The sequence below is a fragment of the Citrobacter sp. Res13-Sevr-PEB04-36 genome, from assembly GCF_015672735.1.
GTDB lineage: Bacteria > Pseudomonadota > Gammaproteobacteria > Enterobacterales > Enterobacteriaceae > Citrobacter.
The window spans coordinates 64,353-78,747 of sequence record NZ_JADABY010000015.1; the positions used below are offsets into that span (position 1 = coordinate 64,353).

The window sequence follows — 14,395 nt, forward strand, 5'->3', positions numbered from 1 at the left end:
GTATCCAGTGACAAAAACAAGAGTGAGAGAATAATTATTTTGGCAAACCGCATAAAAATGGTGAAAGCCACTAAGGCGCGGGATTTTACGGAGAGAAGAGAGCGCATGCAATGGGCATAGGGAGATTTGTGACTAAAAATGCGAAAGGCGGCAAAAAGCCGCCTTTTATTGTTACTCGTGTCTGTTATTTATACAGATCGGCACTGATGGTCATGTTGTTACCACGTTCCTGCCACTGGCGGGTAATGTGGTAGTACTTCGCGCCTTTCTTCGCAGCACGTTTAGCAACCTGATAAGAGACTTCAGTCATGTTGCCGTAGTTACCGGTGAATTTGATGCTGTCGAACGGTACCATCATCGCAGCGGTCGCTTTGTTCAGTTCTTCAACCTTCGTGCCGTCCGGTAGCGTGACAGTGTAACGTCCGCCTTTAGTTGACTGGGTTTCAAAGAAACGACCGACTTCTGCGCTTGGAGAGGCAGTGGTAGCTACGCCCGGGATCTCAACTTTCTTCGCGGCTTCGCCACCGGCTGCTAATGCGGCACGACCGGCATCGGAATCCGCAGGGATCGCATCAGGACTTTGCACAACGCGTTTTTTCGCATCTTGTTTATAGATGAATGCGGTAATACGCTGGTTGCCGCCCTGGTTGGCATCAACCTGACGGACGATATAGAAAGAGTAAGCCCCTTTCTCTCTCGCTGCTTTGGTGATGGCGTCGTTGACTTCAGGCTGGCTGCGGTAAAAACCCTGCACCGTGACGGTATCATACGGTTCCAGCAGAACGGCCTGATCTTTCGGTAATTCTACAACGCCGTTGATGACGCGATTCTTGTTGGCTTCCGCTTTTTCAGCGTCGGCTTTATAGACGTCGGCGACAACACGCCAGTTACCGCCGCTGCCAAAATCTGAGGTATCAACAACATAAAAGGAGGCTGCACCGTCTTTATCTGCACGGCGGGATACGGCAGCAACCGCATCACCGATAGCATTAAAACGGCCGGTCACCACAATGCGGTCATAGGGTTTCAGGGCAGCCGCTTGCTCCGGCGTCAATTCTGTCGCTGCATTTACAGAAAAAGCAGTCGCAGAAAGAAGTGCGGACGCCAGGAGAGTGTTCTTAAGCTTCATAAAAATAATCCTTCGCCTTGCGCAAACCAGGTACTGGTATTGTTATTGACTAGAAACGTGGCTGATTATTGCATTTAAATTGTGTCAGTGTCTGCGTCATTTTTCACTCATCGTGCCAGCCGTCGTAACAACATCGATAACATTTAGTGATATGTCTAAAAATTCGGCATTTCAGCGCGAAAACTGATAAACCGGTTGAATTTCATAAGTTAATTTAATGTTAATCAATTGTTCTGCAATGGCGCTTAATCATGTTTTGCCGCTTCGCTTGAGCGAATTATCAGCCTTTGCGGGCTATTTAAAGGGCATTATCCCTGTCTGTAGGTAAATTCATCCCGATTTTGCGAATTTCATAATAAATACTGTTTTTTGGCGCTAGATCACAGGCGCTAATTTCAGTAGGTTATACAGAGTTTGTTACTGTTTTATTTTGTTGAGGTAGCACTGACCTCTTACGTGAGTGTGCGCATGCCGCTTGCGAACATTGATAAACCATCATCAAAAATACAGATGGAAGGGAACATTATGCGAATTGGCATACCAAGAGAACGGTTAACCAATGAAACCCGCGTTGCAGCCACGCCAAAGACGGTTGAGCAGCTGCTGAAGCTGGGTTTTAGCGTCGCGGTTGAAAGCGGCGCGGGTCAACTGGCTAGTTTTGACGACAAGGCGTTTGTGCAAGCGGGCGCGGAAATTGTTGACGGGGATGCGGTCTGGCAGTCAGAGATTATCCTGAAGGTCAATGCGCCAGAAGAATTTGAGATTCCGTTGCTGAATCCGGGGACCACGCTGGTCAGTTTTCTCTGGCCGGCACAAAACCCCGAGCTATTGCAAAAACTCGCCGAGCGCAATGTCACGGTGATGGCAATGGACTCCGTACCGCGTATTTCGCGTGCGCAGTCGCTGGATGCCCTCAGTTCGATGGCCAACATTGCCGGGTATCGCGCCATTGTTGAGGCCGCACATGAATTTGGTCGTTTCTTTACCGGACAGATTACCGCCGCGGGTAAGGTTCCACCGGCTAAAGTGATGGTGATCGGTGCTGGCGTTGCGGGCCTGGCAGCCATTGGTGCGGCAAACAGCCTGGGAGCCATTGTTCGTGCATTCGATACCCGCCCGGAAGTGAAAGAACAAGTACAGAGTATGGGCGCTGAATTCCTCGAGCTGGATTTCAAAGAGGAAGCAGGCAGCGGCGATGGCTACGCCAAAGTGATGTCTGAAGCGTTTATCAAAGCGGAAATGGAACTGTTCGCCGCACAGGCGAAAGACGTTGATATTATCGTCACCACCGCGTTGATTCCGGGCAAACCGGCGCCGAAACTGATCACCCGTGAAATGGTTGATTCCATGAAAGCGGGCAGTGTGATTGTCGATCTCGCTGCGCAAAACGGCGGTAACTGCGAATACACCGTGGCTAATCAGGTGACCACCACCGAGAACGGCGTCAAGGTTATTGGTTATACCGATCTTCCGGGTCGTTTACCGACACAGTCCTCCCAGTTATACGGGACCAACCTTGTTAACCTGCTGAAGCTGCTGTGCAAAGAGAAAGACGGCAATATCACCGTAGATTTCGACGATGTCGTGGTGCGCGGTGTGACGGTGGTGCGCGACGGTGAAATCACCTGGCCTGCGCCGCCGATCCAGGTCTCTGCTCAGCCGCAGTCGGCACCTAAAGCCGCACCTGCACCTGTAGAAGAGAAAAAACCGGTCTCACCGTGGCGTAAATACGCTCTGATGGCGCTGGTGGTTATTCTGTTTGGCTGGTTGGCCGATGTGGCGCCAAAAGAGTTCCTTGGTCACTTCACAGTGTTCGCGCTTTCCTGCGTGGTAGGTTACTACGTGGTCTGGAACGTGTCGCATGCGCTGCATACGCCGCTGATGTCCGTGACCAACGCCATCTCCGGGATCATCGTTGTGGGGGCATTATTGCAGATTGGCCAGGGTGGCTGGGTGAGTTTCCTGAGCTTTATCGCGGTACTTATTGCCAGCATTAATATTTTCGGTGGCTTCACCGTGACTCAGCGCATGCTGAAAATGTTCCGGAAAAACTAAGGGGTAGCACATGTCTGGAGGATTAGTTACAGCTGCATACATTGTTGCCGCGATCCTGTTTATTTTCAGTCTGGCGGGGCTTTCTAAGCATGAAACCTCCCAGCAGGGTAATAACTTCGGTATCGCCGGGATGGCGATTGCGCTGATTGCCACGATTTTTGGTCCGGATACTGGCAACGTAGCGTGGATTCTGGTGGCCATGATTATCGGTGGCGCGATTGGTATTCGCCTGGCGAAGAAAGTCGAGATGACCGAGATGCCGGAGCTGGTGGCGATCCTGCACAGCTTCGTTGGCCTGGCGGCGGTATTGGTTGGCTTTAACAGCTACCTGTACCACGAAGCGGGCCTGGAACCGATTCTGGTGAATATTCACCTGACTGAAGTATTCCTTGGCATCTTTATTGGTGCGGTGACCTTCACAGGTTCTATCGTGGCGTTCGGTAAACTGCGCGGTAAGATCTCCTCTAAGCCGCTGATGTTGCCGAACCGTCACAAACTGAACCTTGCGGCGCTGGTGGTTTCGTTTCTGCTGCTGGTGCTGTTCGTGCGTACCGAAAGCGTGGGTCTGCAGGTTCTGGCGTTGCTGGTGATGACCATTATCGCGCTGGCGTTTGGCTGGCATCTGGTGGCGTCTATCGGCGGGGCAGATATGCCGGTTGTGGTATCGATGCTGAACTCCTATTCAGGATGGGCGGCGGCAGCTGCGGGCTTTATGCTGAGCAACGACCTGCTGATCGTTACCGGTGCGCTGGTGGGTTCTTCGGGTGCGATCCTGTCTTACATTATGTGTAAGGCGATGAACCGCTCCTTTATCAGCGTTATTGCCGGTGGGTTTGGTACCGACGGTTCTTCAACTGGCGACGATCAGGAAGCGGGTGAACATCGCGAGATTACTGCGGAAGAAACGGCGGAAATGCTGAAGGATTCGCACTCGGTGATTATCACCCCAGGCTATGGCATGGCGGTGGCGCAGGCACAGTATCCGGTGGCTGAAATCACTGAGAAGCTTCGCGCACGCGGCATCAAAGTGCGTTTCGGTATTCACCCGGTTGCCGGGCGTCTGCCGGGGCATATGAACGTGCTGCTGGCGGAAGCGAAGGTACCTTACGATATCGTGCTGGAAATGGATGAAATCAACGATGATTTCGCCGACACCGACACTGTGCTGGTTATCGGTGCGAACGATACCGTCAACCCGGCGGCGCTGGACGATCCAAAAAGTCCAATCGCTGGCATGCCAGTACTGGAAGTGTGGAAGGCGCAGAACGTCATTGTGTTTAAACGTTCAATGAATACCGGTTATGCCGGCGTGCAGAACCCACTGTTCTTCAAAGATAACACCCACATGCTGTTTGGCGATGCCAAAGCCAGCGTGGATGCGATTCTGAAAGCACTGTAATTTTTAGTAAAATGTCATGCGGCCTCTTCGGAGGCCGCTTTTTTATTGCATATTCCACTGACTTACGGGAGTGATGGCTTCACGCCTTATTGAGATCGCTTAACAAAATAGCAATGCTTTGGCCGCCCTCTGTTTGTTCAAGTGCAATTTTAACGATGATGGTGAGTGGTACAGAAAGCAGCATGCCAACCGGCCCCAGTAGCCAGCCCCAGAATATTAACGACAGAAACACCACCAACGTTGATAGACCCAGTCCGCGTCCCATGATGCGCGGTTCGAGAATATTACCGAATACCAGGTTAATCGCCAGATAGCCCGCCAGTACTACCAGGGCGTCGTAAAATCCGCTAAACACCAATACCTGAGCAATAGGCGGTATCGCGGCCAGCACGGAGCCGATGTTCGGGATATAATTCAGCGCGAAGGCCAACAGACCCCAAACAAACGCGAAGCGGACGTCCAGCGCAGCAAGCATGCCCCAGGCGACCAGACCAGTGACGATACTGATCGCCGTTTTGAGGACCAGGTAGTGTGACACACTGTCAATAGCGCGTTGAATTGCTGCCATTCCCTCGACTGGTCTGCTCATCATTTGTTTGAGTTTGCCGGGTAACTGTGGGACCTCCAGCAGCATAAACACCACTGTCAGCAGCAGTAAAAAGATTGATGACATGGCGTTAGACAGTTGCGCCAATAAATTGGTCACCAGCGTCATCGCGGCATTAGGGTCGATATACTTCACGAGTTCGTCAACGGAAACGCCAATTCCCGCGCGCTGCAGCCACGGTTCGATATTTTTCAGCGGGATAACCAGCGAAGAACGGTATTGCGGCAGTGTTCTCGCTAATTCATTTAAGGATGTCCCTAAATACGCTAAAAGCAGCACCATTAGCATCACAATAATAACCACCAGCAATGACACGGCTAATACTCGCGGAATGCGAAGTTTAACCATACGCTGGACCACGGGGTTAAGCACTACGGCAATAAATAACGCCAGAATAAAGGGGACGATGATATCGGCCGCGAAGCGGATGCCGGTTAGAATGATCACCAGCATGCCCAACATAATGACTAGTTTTAGACCGCTAAGCGTGATAATCGGTTTCGCCATGTTTATTCCTGAAAGTTTATTCTTAACTGGATAATAGTGTGATCTGCTTCGAATCGTTATAACAAAAATCAAACGAAACAGGTAAAGAAGTGAAAAGATTTTGAGTTCGCATTGAACCTATGATACAAATTGTGTGTGTTTAACTACTGAGGACAATTATCATCCGCGATGACGAGAAGCAACACTGCGGATAATTGTAATATTATGGACAATACGTTCAGGATGTTTTTGCGTTTACCTACACTTCTTCGTACTTCCTCTACTTTCCTGCTTGCAGGTGAGCAACTCTGGCGCAACGCGCTTTAGTCCCTTCTTCTGCCTGAGCTGGCGTTATGCGCTGAGCTATCTGATTTTATTTTTTGGTTTGCTGCATGCAGTAAGCCCAAAGGACTATATTCTCAAGCAGGAGAAGCATCATGTTTTACTGGATTTTATTAGGTCTGGCCATTGCAGCTGAAATTACAGGTACGCTGTCGATGAAATGGGCAAGCGTAGGTAATGGTAATGCGGGCTTTATTTTAATGCTGGTAATGATCGCCTTGTCGTATATTTTTCTCAGTTTTGCCGTTAAAAAAATAGCTCTCGGCGTGGCCTACGCGTTATGGGAAGGGATCGGTATTTTATTTATTACGCTGTTCAGCGTGCTGTTATTTGATGAAACGTTGTCTGCGATGAAGGTGGCCGGATTAGTCTCGCTAGTGTTTGGTATTGTGCTGATTAAATCTGGCACACGAAAGCCAGCAAAAGCGAGGAGGGAGGTGACCCATGCAGCAGTTTGAGTGGGTTCACGGCGCCTGGTTGGGTATGGCCATCGTGCTGGAAATTGTCGCTAACGTCTTTTTGAAATTTTCAGATGGTTTTCGCCGTAAAGCCTATGGCGTGCTGTCATTAGTTGCGGTGCTGGCAGCCTTTAGTGCATTGTCTCAGGCGGTAAAAGGCATCGACCTTTCCGTTGCCTATGCCCTGTGGGGGGGATTCGGGATTGCCGCCACATTGGCCGCCGGCTGGGTGCTTTTTGGCCAGCGTTTGAATAATAAAGGCTGGATCGGCGTGGCATTGCTGCTGGCCGGTATGATAATGATTAAACTCGCCTGATAAAATGCTGCCTGCTTCTGCGGGCAGCATGCTGTTATCCCTTCGCTAATGCGTCCAGTTTATCGCGAAAACCGGTGACGGAAATCGCGCGGTTATCGGCCCGCCAGCGATCTTTAGCTGCCGGGGCGGAGCTTTGCACCCCGATCAATTGCCAGCCCGCATCTGTCTTCAACATCAATGGGGATCCGCTGTCGCCAGGGAGTGTGTCGCATTGATGGGACATGACGGTATTTTGCGCCCAACCGGTCACCACACAATCCTGATGCGTATACAGGTCGTCCAGATGGTCTTCCGGATAGCCTGACTGGGTGACTTTGCGATCGGCGGCTTTCAGCGCTGCGGTTAACGCAGCTTTATCACCTTCATATAAGGGAAGCGGCGTAATTCCGGACGGTGGGTAACGCAACACCACCAGACCAAAATCCCACGGTGCCGCAGAAGGGGGCACAATCCAGCCGTCACCATCCGCTTTTAAACGCTTACCAAGTGAAGGGTCAACCCGCCCCTCAATGCCGTGAATTTCATAGCGCCAGACGCCTTTTTTTGACACAAAGCGCAGCGCGATTGCTTTATCCGGTTTGCCCTTAGGAGGCACTAATAGACAGTGTCCGGCGGTCAGGGCCAGATGTGGAGAAATAAGCGTGGCCGTACACAGATTACCGCTGGCGGTTTCCAGTTGTCCGATGGCGTCCCAGGGGGATTGGGTTGGGTCTGGGATCTGTACGCGATCGTCATGGCCAAAAAAGAGCGTTTTAATGTCTTCAGCTTCAGTGCCGGGCGTTGCTGGCCGATCCGCATGCGCAATGACAGGAGAAAGACAAATGAAACCCAGTAATACCGCAATGGTTTTATGCATATCACACTCTGGTGGGGAATTATGATTATTAAAAGCAAACCCTCAATGAATACTATAGACGGGACGGCGTGAAAGTGGGAGTAAAATCAGGTAACTACACTCAGGAAAGATAAAAATGTGTGGCGATAAGGCCGCAAATAATCAGTGTGATAAGAATGAACTCAAAGCGGTAATGGGACACCCTTTTACCCTCCGAAACACGGCGACAGACCAGGTAGACCTGGCACCGTATACGCTGGCGTGGGGGACGCCAGCGTTGTTACTGACGGATTATGCAGCTGGCTGAGCAGCAGGTTTAGCCGTGGTATGTTTTACGGTTTTTTTGCTCTGCTTTTTAGCTGCCTGCGCTTTTTGCTCTGGTGCTTTTTGTTCTGCAGCAGGTTTAGCGGTGGTTTTTTTGGTGTGTTTTTTAGCAGATTGTGCTTTCTGCGGTGCCGCTTTGTGTTGTTTTTTATGATGCGTGGTTTTTGCCGGGGCGGCTTTGGTGGTAGCAGCAGCGGTCGGAGTAGTGGTAGCCGTTGTTTCAGCAGCAAACGCAGCAGAAGACAGACCCATAGCAGCGGCAACAACCAGAGCTAATACTTTTTTCATTGTCATACCCTCGATTTTGTTTTTCATTCAACCCCACTGCGGGGCCGTTGAAATAACTATATCGCTGTAACATCAGGGCTTCCGTGAGTCATTGGTTTCGGCGTGTAACCGTTTGTACAATGACTCACGGTAAGCGATTACAGATAGCGGGCTTCCAGATGCGCGCGGAAATAGCGGCTGCTGAGCGGTTCACCGGTGGCTTGAGTAATCAGCTGTTCAGTGGTGAAGCGGCTACCGTGCTGCCAGATGTTCTGGCGTAACCAGTCGAACAGTGCGCTGAAATCACCCTGAGCAATGGCCGTTGCTAACCCCGGCAACGCACGGTTCGCCGCACTAAACAACTGTGCTGCATACATGGCGCCAAGGGTATAGGAAGGGAAGTAGCCAAAACCACCGTCAGTCCAGTGGATATCCTGCATACAACCGTTACGGTAATTGCCGATGGTTGACAGCCCCAGCCACGCCTGCATTTTCTCATTCCATAACGCCGGAATATCATCGACCTCAATGTCGCCGTTAATCAGCGCCCGCTCGATTTCGTAGCGCAGGATCACGTGGGCGGGATAGCTCACTTCATCGGCATCAACGCGGATAAAGCCCGGCTTCACCTGCTGGTTCCAGGCGATAAAGTTGCTCTCTTCAAAGGCGGGCTGATCGCCAAAATGCCGCTTCACCGCCGGAATTAACCGCGTCAGGAAGGCGGTGCTCCGCCCCAACTGCATTTCAAAGAACAGGCTTTGGGATTCATGGATGGCGGTTGAGCGTGCCAGGGCGATAGGTTGCCCAGACCAGTTACGCGGCAGGTTCTGCTCATAGCGGGCATGGCCGGTTTCATGGATCACGCCAAACAGTGCGCTCAGCAGTTCGTTTTCATCATATCGCGTGGTGATGCGGACATCTTCCGGTACGCCGCCGCAGAATGGGTGGGCGCTAATGTCCAGCCGTCCGCCCGCAAAGTCGAATCCCAGCTGCGCCATAGTCTCGAGGCCTAATTCGCGCTGCACCGCCGTCGGAAAAGGGCCTACCGGGGCGATTAACGCTTGCCGGGACTGTTTGGCGACCACCGTGTTTAACAGGTTCGGGAGCCAGCTTTTGAGGTCGGCGAATAACACGTCCAGACGGGCGCTGGTCATGTCTGGTTCAAACACATCCAGCAGCGCATCATACGGTGAACAACCTTTGGCCTCGGCACGCAGTCTGGCCTCCTGACGGCTGTACTTCACCACATCCTTCAGGTTCTCAGCGAAACCTTCCCAGTCATTGGCCGGGCGCTGGCTGCGCCAGGCATGTTCGCAGCGGCTGCCCGCCAGGGATTTGGCTTCGACCAGGGATTCCGGCAACAATGATGCCTGATGATGTAGGCGTGACATTTCACGCAGATTGGCCTGTTCAACGTCGTTCAATTCTTCTTGTTGCGCGCCGGCAATCCAGGTGGCGACCTTGGGATCGGTTAACAGTTGATGTTCCAGAACATTCAGCTCTGCCAGCGCTTCACCACGAGCCTGGCTGCCGCCGGGAGGCATCATGGTAAACATATCCCAACTGGCGATAGCCGAGAGGTGGGAGAAGCGAGAGAGCCGCTGGAACGTGCGGGTGAGTTGTTGGTAATTCGTACTGTTACTCATTATTTTCGTTCTTGTTCTGTTGGACCAGACTTGAGAGTCTAACGTGATTTAACATATTTACCCATTCATCGTCAGGGAAGGCGAGATTTTGGTAGCTTGTAAATGATAATGATAATTTTTATCATAAATAAACTTTGATGTTTTAAACCATGATGTGATCTTTTAGCAGGGAACCGGTATGCAACAGGAAATCAGTAGTGACTATCTCGCCAGAACCCGGGCGGTATCCGGCTGTTTTTCGATGTTTTTTCTGATGTTTGGCCTTACGTTTGTCCCCCTTTTTTTTGCCGAAAGTGCGCAGTTACAGGCACAAGGATTACTGTTCCCGCTGCTGTTTGCTGCGGAGTTCGTTGTGCTGGTGCCACTGTATTATTTCTTCTTTAGCAAAAGAGCGGGTCTGGGAAAGGGCGCGTTTAATGCGACGTGGTTTGGTATTTTATTTGTCGCACTTTTGCTGGTGCAGTTTGCCGGGCCCTGGCTGCTGGGAATAAGACAAAATGAAGAATGGGTGACAACCCAGGTATCACTTCGCAGTTACGCGCTGTGGCTGTCGAGTTTGTCGCTGATATTTATTGCCCCAGTTTATGAAGAAATGATTTTCCGTGGTTGCCTGTTCAATGCCTTTCAGTATTGGTTCAAGGATAAAACCTGGCTGACGTCGGCGGTGGTGTCCGCCATTTTTGCGCTGATGCATACGCAGTATGTGGATTTTAGAACGTTATTGCTGCTGTTTATCGTGTCGCTGGTTCTGATTTATGCCCGAATTAAAAGCAACGGTATACTGATGCCAATTATGCTGCATATCTTGATGAACGGTACGGTGGTAAGTCTGCAAATCGCGGCTCAGGCGTTCGCGTCGTCCTCATAATGCGGTGGACGCCCGGCGATATGTGGTTATCTCCGGGCGCTACTATCAGGCGTGTAAACGATGGTGTAAACGGGAACCGACCAACAGCGCGAGGATCAGCATCAACGCAATAAATCCGCCGACACCGTTCCAGCCGTAGTTATGCCAGAATACGCCACCTAGCGTACCCGCAATGCTCGATCCCAGGTAATAGCAGAACAGATACAAAGAAGAAGCCTGGCCTTTGGCGCGTTTAGCTCGCGGACCAATCCAACTGCTGGCCACCGAATGTGCGGCAAAGAAACCGGCAGAAAAGAGCAGCATTCCGGCAAAAATCAGCCACAGCGACGTGAACAGCGTCATCAACAAGCCTATTAGCATCACGCCCGTTGAGAATAACATCACCGGACCACGACCATAGCGAGTGGTCATTGACCCTGCTTTTGGCGAACTCCAGGTGCCGGTAAGGTAAGCTACGGACAACAGGCCGACCACTGCCTGACTGAGTTCCCAGGGCGACAACATCAGGCGGTAGCCGATGTAGTTAAACAGCGTCACAAACGAGCCCATCAATAAGAAACCGACCATAAACAGCAGCGGCAAACCTTGGTCACGCCAATGTATCCGGAAGTTGATAAACAGTGTTTTCGGGCGTAGTGACGTCGGTCTGAAGTGACGGGACTCGGGTAAGATTTTCCAGAACATCAGCGCGGAGGCCAGCGCAAAACAGCCGATCGCCGCCAGCGCAATACGCCAGTTAAAAAAGTCGGTAAATACCCCGCTGATCAAACGTCCGCTCATGCCGCCAATCGAGTTACCGCTGATATACAACCCCATCGAAAAGGCGACAAAGCTGGGGTGGATCTCCTCGCTGAGATAGGTCATACCCACTGCGGCGACGCCGCTTAATGACAGGCCAATCAATGCACGCATGATCAGGATACCGTGCCAGCTGGTCATCATCGTCGAAAGTAGGGTGCAGCAGGAGGCCAGCAAGAGCGCGGTAACCATTACTGGCTTGCGGCCAATGGCGTCGGAAAGCGGGCCGGTAAACAGTAGGCCTATTGCCAGCATCGCGGTTGAGATAGACAGTGAAATACTGCTGTTGGCGGGTGATACACCAAATTCATGTGATAACACCGGCAGGATCGGCTGTACGCAATACAGTAGGGCAAATGTCGCTAACCCGGCGGAAAACAGCGCCAGCGTGACGCGCATAAAAGAAGAGGTTCCGCGTTTTATAAACGCATCCGGCGGGGAGATAATCTGTTCATCAACATCGCTTGTCGGTGCAGTATCGACAGTAGTTGTACGGCTCACTTGAAATCCTTGCTCAATCAATGACGTCTACAGGACGAGCCTTAAGAGTATGAAAATCACAATATTCTGTCTAATATATTAATAATCTCAAATAATATTTTAAAAATATGAATATCGAATTACGTCACCTGCGCTACTTTGTGGCGGTTGCGGAAGAACTGCATTTTGGCCGTGCTGCGGCGCGACTGAATATTTCCCAGCCCCCGTTGAGCCAACAGATCCAAATCCTTGAGCAGCAGGTTGGCGCCCGGCTGTTGGCGCGTACCAACCGCAGCGTGGCGTTGACTGCAGCTGGCAGGCAGTTTCTGGCCGACAGTCGGCAGATCCTCGGACTGGTGAATGAAGCCGCTGCCAGAGCTGAACGTCTGCATTTGGGCGAAGTGGGAGAACTGCGTATCGGCTTTACCTCTTCTGCACCGTTTATCAAGGCGGTATCAGATACGTTGTCTTTTTTCCGCCAGTGTTACCCCGACGTGCATATGCAAACCCGCGAAATGAATACCCGTGAGCAAATTGCCCCGCTGAGTGAAGGAACGCTGGATATGGGGCTGCTGCGTAACACGCCACTTCCGGACACGCTGCATCGGGAAGTTATTCTGCACGAACCGTTAATGGCGATGATCCCTCGCGTACATCCGTTGGCGCAAAAGCCGGTTGTTACGCTGGCGGAACTTGCCCGCGAGCCGTTTGTCTTTTTTGATCCACATGTAGGTACCGGGTTGTATGACGATATTCTCGGCCTGATGCGTCGCTATGACCTGAAGCCGGTTATCACTCAGGAGGTCGGGGAAGCGATGACCATTATCGGTCTGGTGGCGGCGGGGCTGGGGGTATCTATTCTGCCCGCCTCCTTTAAACGAGTTCAGCTGTATGAAATGTGTTGGGTACCGATAGCAGAAGAAGATGCCGTGTCTGAAATGTGGCTGGTGTGGCCTAAACATCGCGAGCAAAGTCATGCTGCGCAACGTTTTTGCCAGCAGCTGTTAGCGGCGGTACAACGTGATTAAATTAGTTTAAAAACCGGTGAAAATGTGCAGTAAATCACACGGCTAAGTAAAAAGTTGACGGAAACCATTGAAGTGCTTCACCATAGCCTACAGATTATTTCGGAGCGCGAAAATAAAGGGAGTAAGTGGTGGTTGCTGATAGTCAGCCTGGACATATCGATCAAATTAAGCAGACCAATGCGGGTGCAGTGTATCGCCTGATTGATCAGCTTGGACCGGTATCGCGTATTGATCTCTCTCGCCTTGCACAATTGGCGCCAGCCAGTATTACCAAAATTGTCCGCGAAATGCTCGAAGCGCACTTGGTGCAAGAACTGGAAATAAAAGAAGCGGGGAGTCGAGGACGTCCGGCCGTTGGCCTGGTTGTCGAAACGGAAGCCTGGCACTACTTATCTATTCGTATCAGCCGTGGCGAGATTTTTCTCGCGCTACGCGATCTCAGCAGCAAACTGGTGGTTGAAGACTGCCTTGAAATGGCGCTGGTCTCCGAGATCCCATTGCTCGATCGCGTTATCGCGCAGGTCGATCAGTTTTTCATCCGCCATCAGCAAAAGCTTGAGCGCTTAACCTCCATCGCCATCACCTTACCCGGAATTATCGATACCGAAAATGGTATCGTACATCGCATGCCGTTTTACGATGATGTAAAGGAGATGCCACTGGGAGACGCTCTGGAGAATCATACCGGTGTTCCGGTATACATTCAGCATGATATCAGCGCCTGGACTATGGCCGAGGCGCTTTTTGGTGCATCGCGCGGTGCCCGCGACGTGATTCAGGTGGTGATTGACCACAACGTGGGCGCGGGGGTGATCACCGACGGTCATTTACTGCATGCGGGTAGCAGTAGTCTGGTCGAGATTGGCCATACGCAGGTGGACCCTTATGGCAAGCGTTGTTACTGCGGGAATCATGGATGTCTGGAAACGATCGCCAGCGTGGACAGTGTTCTCGAACTCGCGAAGGTGCGGCTGAAACAGTCGATGAGCTCCTCACTGCATGGCCAACCGTTGACGGTAGATTCAATATGTCTGGCCGCTATGCAGGGTGATTTACTGGCGAAAGATATTATTAATGGCGTCGGTACGCATGTGGGACGCATCCTGGCCATCATGGTGAATTTATTCAACCCGCAAAAGATTTTGATCGGCTCTCCGCTCAGCAAAGCCGCAGATATTCTGTTTCCGACCATAGCTGACAGCATTCGCCAGCAGGCGTTGCCAGCCTACAGTCAGCACATTGTGGTTGAGAGTACGCAGTTTACTAACCAGGGAACGATGGCGGGGGCCGCGCTCGTGAAGGACGCGATGTATAACGGTTCTTTGTTGATTCGTCTATTACAGGGTTAACATTTTTT

Annotated in this window: 14 protein-coding genes; 8 read left to right on the forward strand and 6 right to left on the reverse strand. The window is 51.5% G+C overall.

Translation table 11 applies throughout. The features are described 5' to 3' along the window. Positions 1–184: 184 nt before the first annotated feature. Positions 185–1,129 carry a DUF1471 family protein YdgH gene (gene ydgH, locus IMQ48_RS05090; RefSeq protein WP_196208146.1) on the reverse strand — a complete coding sequence of 315 codons (945 nt, stop codon included), beginning with the start codon at positions 1,127–1,129 and terminating at the stop codon, positions 185–187. 525 nt (positions 1,130–1,654) lie between these two features. On the opposite strand from ydgH, the gene pntA reads away from it, so the two are divergent. Together pntA and pntB are read left to right on the forward strand one after the other, a co-directional pair. Continuing rightward, positions 1,655–3,184 carry a Re/Si-specific NAD(P)(+) transhydrogenase subunit alpha gene (pntA, locus tag IMQ48_RS05095; RefSeq protein WP_196208147.1) on the forward strand — a complete coding sequence of 510 codons (1,530 nt, stop codon included), beginning with the start codon at positions 1,655–1,657 and terminating at the stop codon, positions 3,182–3,184. A 10-nt stretch (positions 3,185–3,194) separates the two neighbouring features. Then, complete coding sequence (gene pntB / locus IMQ48_RS05100; protein WP_196208148.1) at positions 3,195–4,583, forward strand: Re/Si-specific NAD(P)(+) transhydrogenase subunit beta; 1,389 nt, start codon at positions 3,195–3,197, stop codon at positions 4,581–4,583. 79 nt (positions 4,584–4,662) lie between these two features. Here the strand turns inward: pntB and IMQ48_RS05105 are convergent, their stop codons facing one another. Next, complete coding sequence (locus tag IMQ48_RS05105; protein WP_196208149.1) at positions 4,663–5,697, reverse strand: AI-2E family transporter; 1,035 nt, start codon at positions 5,695–5,697, stop codon at positions 4,663–4,665. Between the two features lie 413 nt (positions 5,698–6,110). Between IMQ48_RS05105 and mdtJ the strand changes: the two genes are divergently transcribed. Together mdtJ and mdtI are read left to right on the forward strand one after the other, a co-directional pair. Next, positions 6,111–6,476 (forward strand): multidrug/spermidine efflux SMR transporter subunit MdtJ, encoded by a 366-nt coding sequence (gene mdtJ, locus IMQ48_RS05110; protein WP_196208200.1) that lies wholly within the window; start codon positions 6,111–6,113, stop codon positions 6,474–6,476. Beyond that, positions 6,463–6,792 carry a multidrug/spermidine efflux SMR transporter subunit MdtI gene (mdtI, locus tag IMQ48_RS05115; protein ID WP_040233868.1) on the forward strand — a complete coding sequence of 110 codons (330 nt, stop codon included), beginning with the start codon at positions 6,463–6,465 and terminating at the stop codon, positions 6,790–6,792. The genes mdtJ and mdtI overlap by 14 nt, the downstream gene beginning before the upstream one ends. Before the next feature lie 34 nt (positions 6,793–6,826). Here the strand turns inward: mdtI and IMQ48_RS05120 are convergent, their stop codons facing one another. Further along, positions 6,827–7,648: a serine protease gene (locus IMQ48_RS05120; RefSeq protein ID WP_196208150.1), complete on the reverse strand. Its 822-nt coding sequence runs from the start codon at positions 7,646–7,648 to the stop codon at positions 6,827–6,829. A gap of 115 nt (positions 7,649–7,763) precedes the next feature. On the opposite strand from IMQ48_RS05120, the gene IMQ48_RS05125 reads away from it, so the two are divergent. Then, a complete protein-coding gene (locus tag IMQ48_RS05125) occupies positions 7,764–7,934 on the forward strand; it encodes a hypothetical protein (RefSeq protein ID WP_196208151.1) in 171 nt (56 codons plus the stop codon). Here the strand turns inward: IMQ48_RS05125 and asr are convergent. Together asr and IMQ48_RS05135 are read right to left on the reverse strand one after the other, a co-directional pair. Beyond that, positions 7,919–8,239, reverse strand: a complete 321-nt coding sequence (gene asr, locus IMQ48_RS05130; protein WP_196208201.1) for an acid resistance repetitive basic protein Asr — start codon at positions 8,237–8,239, stop codon at positions 7,919–7,921. The two genes, IMQ48_RS05125 and asr, sit on opposite strands and share 16 nt — an antisense overlap. 137 nt (positions 8,240–8,376) lie before the next feature. Then, a complete protein-coding gene (locus IMQ48_RS05135) occupies positions 8,377–9,864 on the reverse strand; it encodes a carboxypeptidase M32 (RefSeq protein ID WP_196208152.1) in 1,488 nt (495 codons plus the stop codon). Between the two features lie 178 nt (positions 9,865–10,042). On the opposite strand from IMQ48_RS05135, the gene IMQ48_RS05140 reads away from it, so the two are divergent. Further along, positions 10,043–10,732 carry a CPBP family intramembrane glutamic endopeptidase gene (locus IMQ48_RS05140; protein WP_196208153.1) on the forward strand — a complete coding sequence of 230 codons (690 nt, stop codon included), beginning with the start codon at positions 10,043–10,045 and terminating at the stop codon, positions 10,730–10,732. A gap of 45 nt (positions 10,733–10,777) precedes the next feature. Here the strand turns inward: IMQ48_RS05140 and IMQ48_RS05145 are convergent, their stop codons facing one another. Then, positions 10,778–12,031 carry an MFS transporter gene (locus tag IMQ48_RS05145; protein WP_196208154.1) on the reverse strand — a complete coding sequence of 418 codons (1,254 nt, stop codon included), beginning with the start codon at positions 12,029–12,031 and terminating at the stop codon, positions 10,778–10,780. 107 nt (positions 12,032–12,138) lie between these two features. Here IMQ48_RS05145 and IMQ48_RS05150 point away from each other — a divergent pair, with 107 nt between their 5' ends. Both IMQ48_RS05150 and mlc read left to right on the forward strand, forming a co-directional pair. Beyond that, positions 12,139–13,038: a LysR family transcriptional regulator gene (locus tag IMQ48_RS05150; protein WP_196208155.1), complete on the forward strand. Its 900-nt coding sequence runs from the start codon at positions 12,139–12,141 to the stop codon at positions 13,036–13,038. A gap of 128 nt (positions 13,039–13,166) precedes the next feature. Further along, positions 13,167–14,387 (forward strand): sugar metabolism global transcriptional regulator Mlc, encoded by a 1,221-nt coding sequence (mlc, locus tag IMQ48_RS05155; protein WP_196208156.1) that lies wholly within the window; start codon positions 13,167–13,169, stop codon positions 14,385–14,387. Positions 14,388–14,395 lie beyond the last annotated feature (8 nt).

Bases quoted from the DNA above. Each gene is read 5' to 3' on its own strand.
- ydgH (WP_196208146.1), bottom strand. From the start codon at position 1,129: ATGAAGCTTAAGAACACTCTCCTGGCGTCCGCACTTCTTTCTGCGACT.
- pntA (WP_196208147.1), top strand. From the start codon at position 1,655: ATGCGAATTGGCATACCAAGAGAACGGTTAACCAATGAAACCCGCGTT.
- pntB (WP_196208148.1), top strand. From the start codon at position 3,195: ATGTCTGGAGGATTAGTTACAGCTGCATACATTGTTGCCGCGATCCTG.
- IMQ48_RS05105 (WP_196208149.1), bottom strand. From the start codon at position 5,697: ATGGCGAAACCGATTATCACGCTTAGCGGTCTAAAACTAGTCATTATG.
- mdtI (WP_040233868.1), top strand. From the start codon at position 6,463: ATGCAGCAGTTTGAGTGGGTTCACGGCGCCTGGTTGGGTATGGCCATC.
- IMQ48_RS05120 (WP_196208150.1), bottom strand. From the start codon at position 7,648: ATGCATAAAACCATTGCGGTATTACTGGGTTTCATTTGTCTTTCTCCT.
- IMQ48_RS05125 (WP_196208151.1), top strand. From the start codon at position 7,764: ATGTGTGGCGATAAGGCCGCAAATAATCAGTGTGATAAGAATGAACTC.
- asr (WP_196208201.1), bottom strand. From the start codon at position 8,239: ATGAAAAAAGTATTAGCTCTGGTTGTTGCCGCTGCTATGGGTCTGTCT.
- IMQ48_RS05135 (WP_196208152.1), bottom strand. From the start codon at position 9,864: ATGAGTAACAGTACGAATTACCAACAACTCACCCGCACGTTCCAGCGG.
- IMQ48_RS05140 (WP_196208153.1), top strand. From the start codon at position 10,043: ATGCAACAGGAAATCAGTAGTGACTATCTCGCCAGAACCCGGGCGGTA.
- IMQ48_RS05150 (WP_196208155.1), top strand. From the start codon at position 12,139: ATGAATATCGAATTACGTCACCTGCGCTACTTTGTGGCGGTTGCGGAA.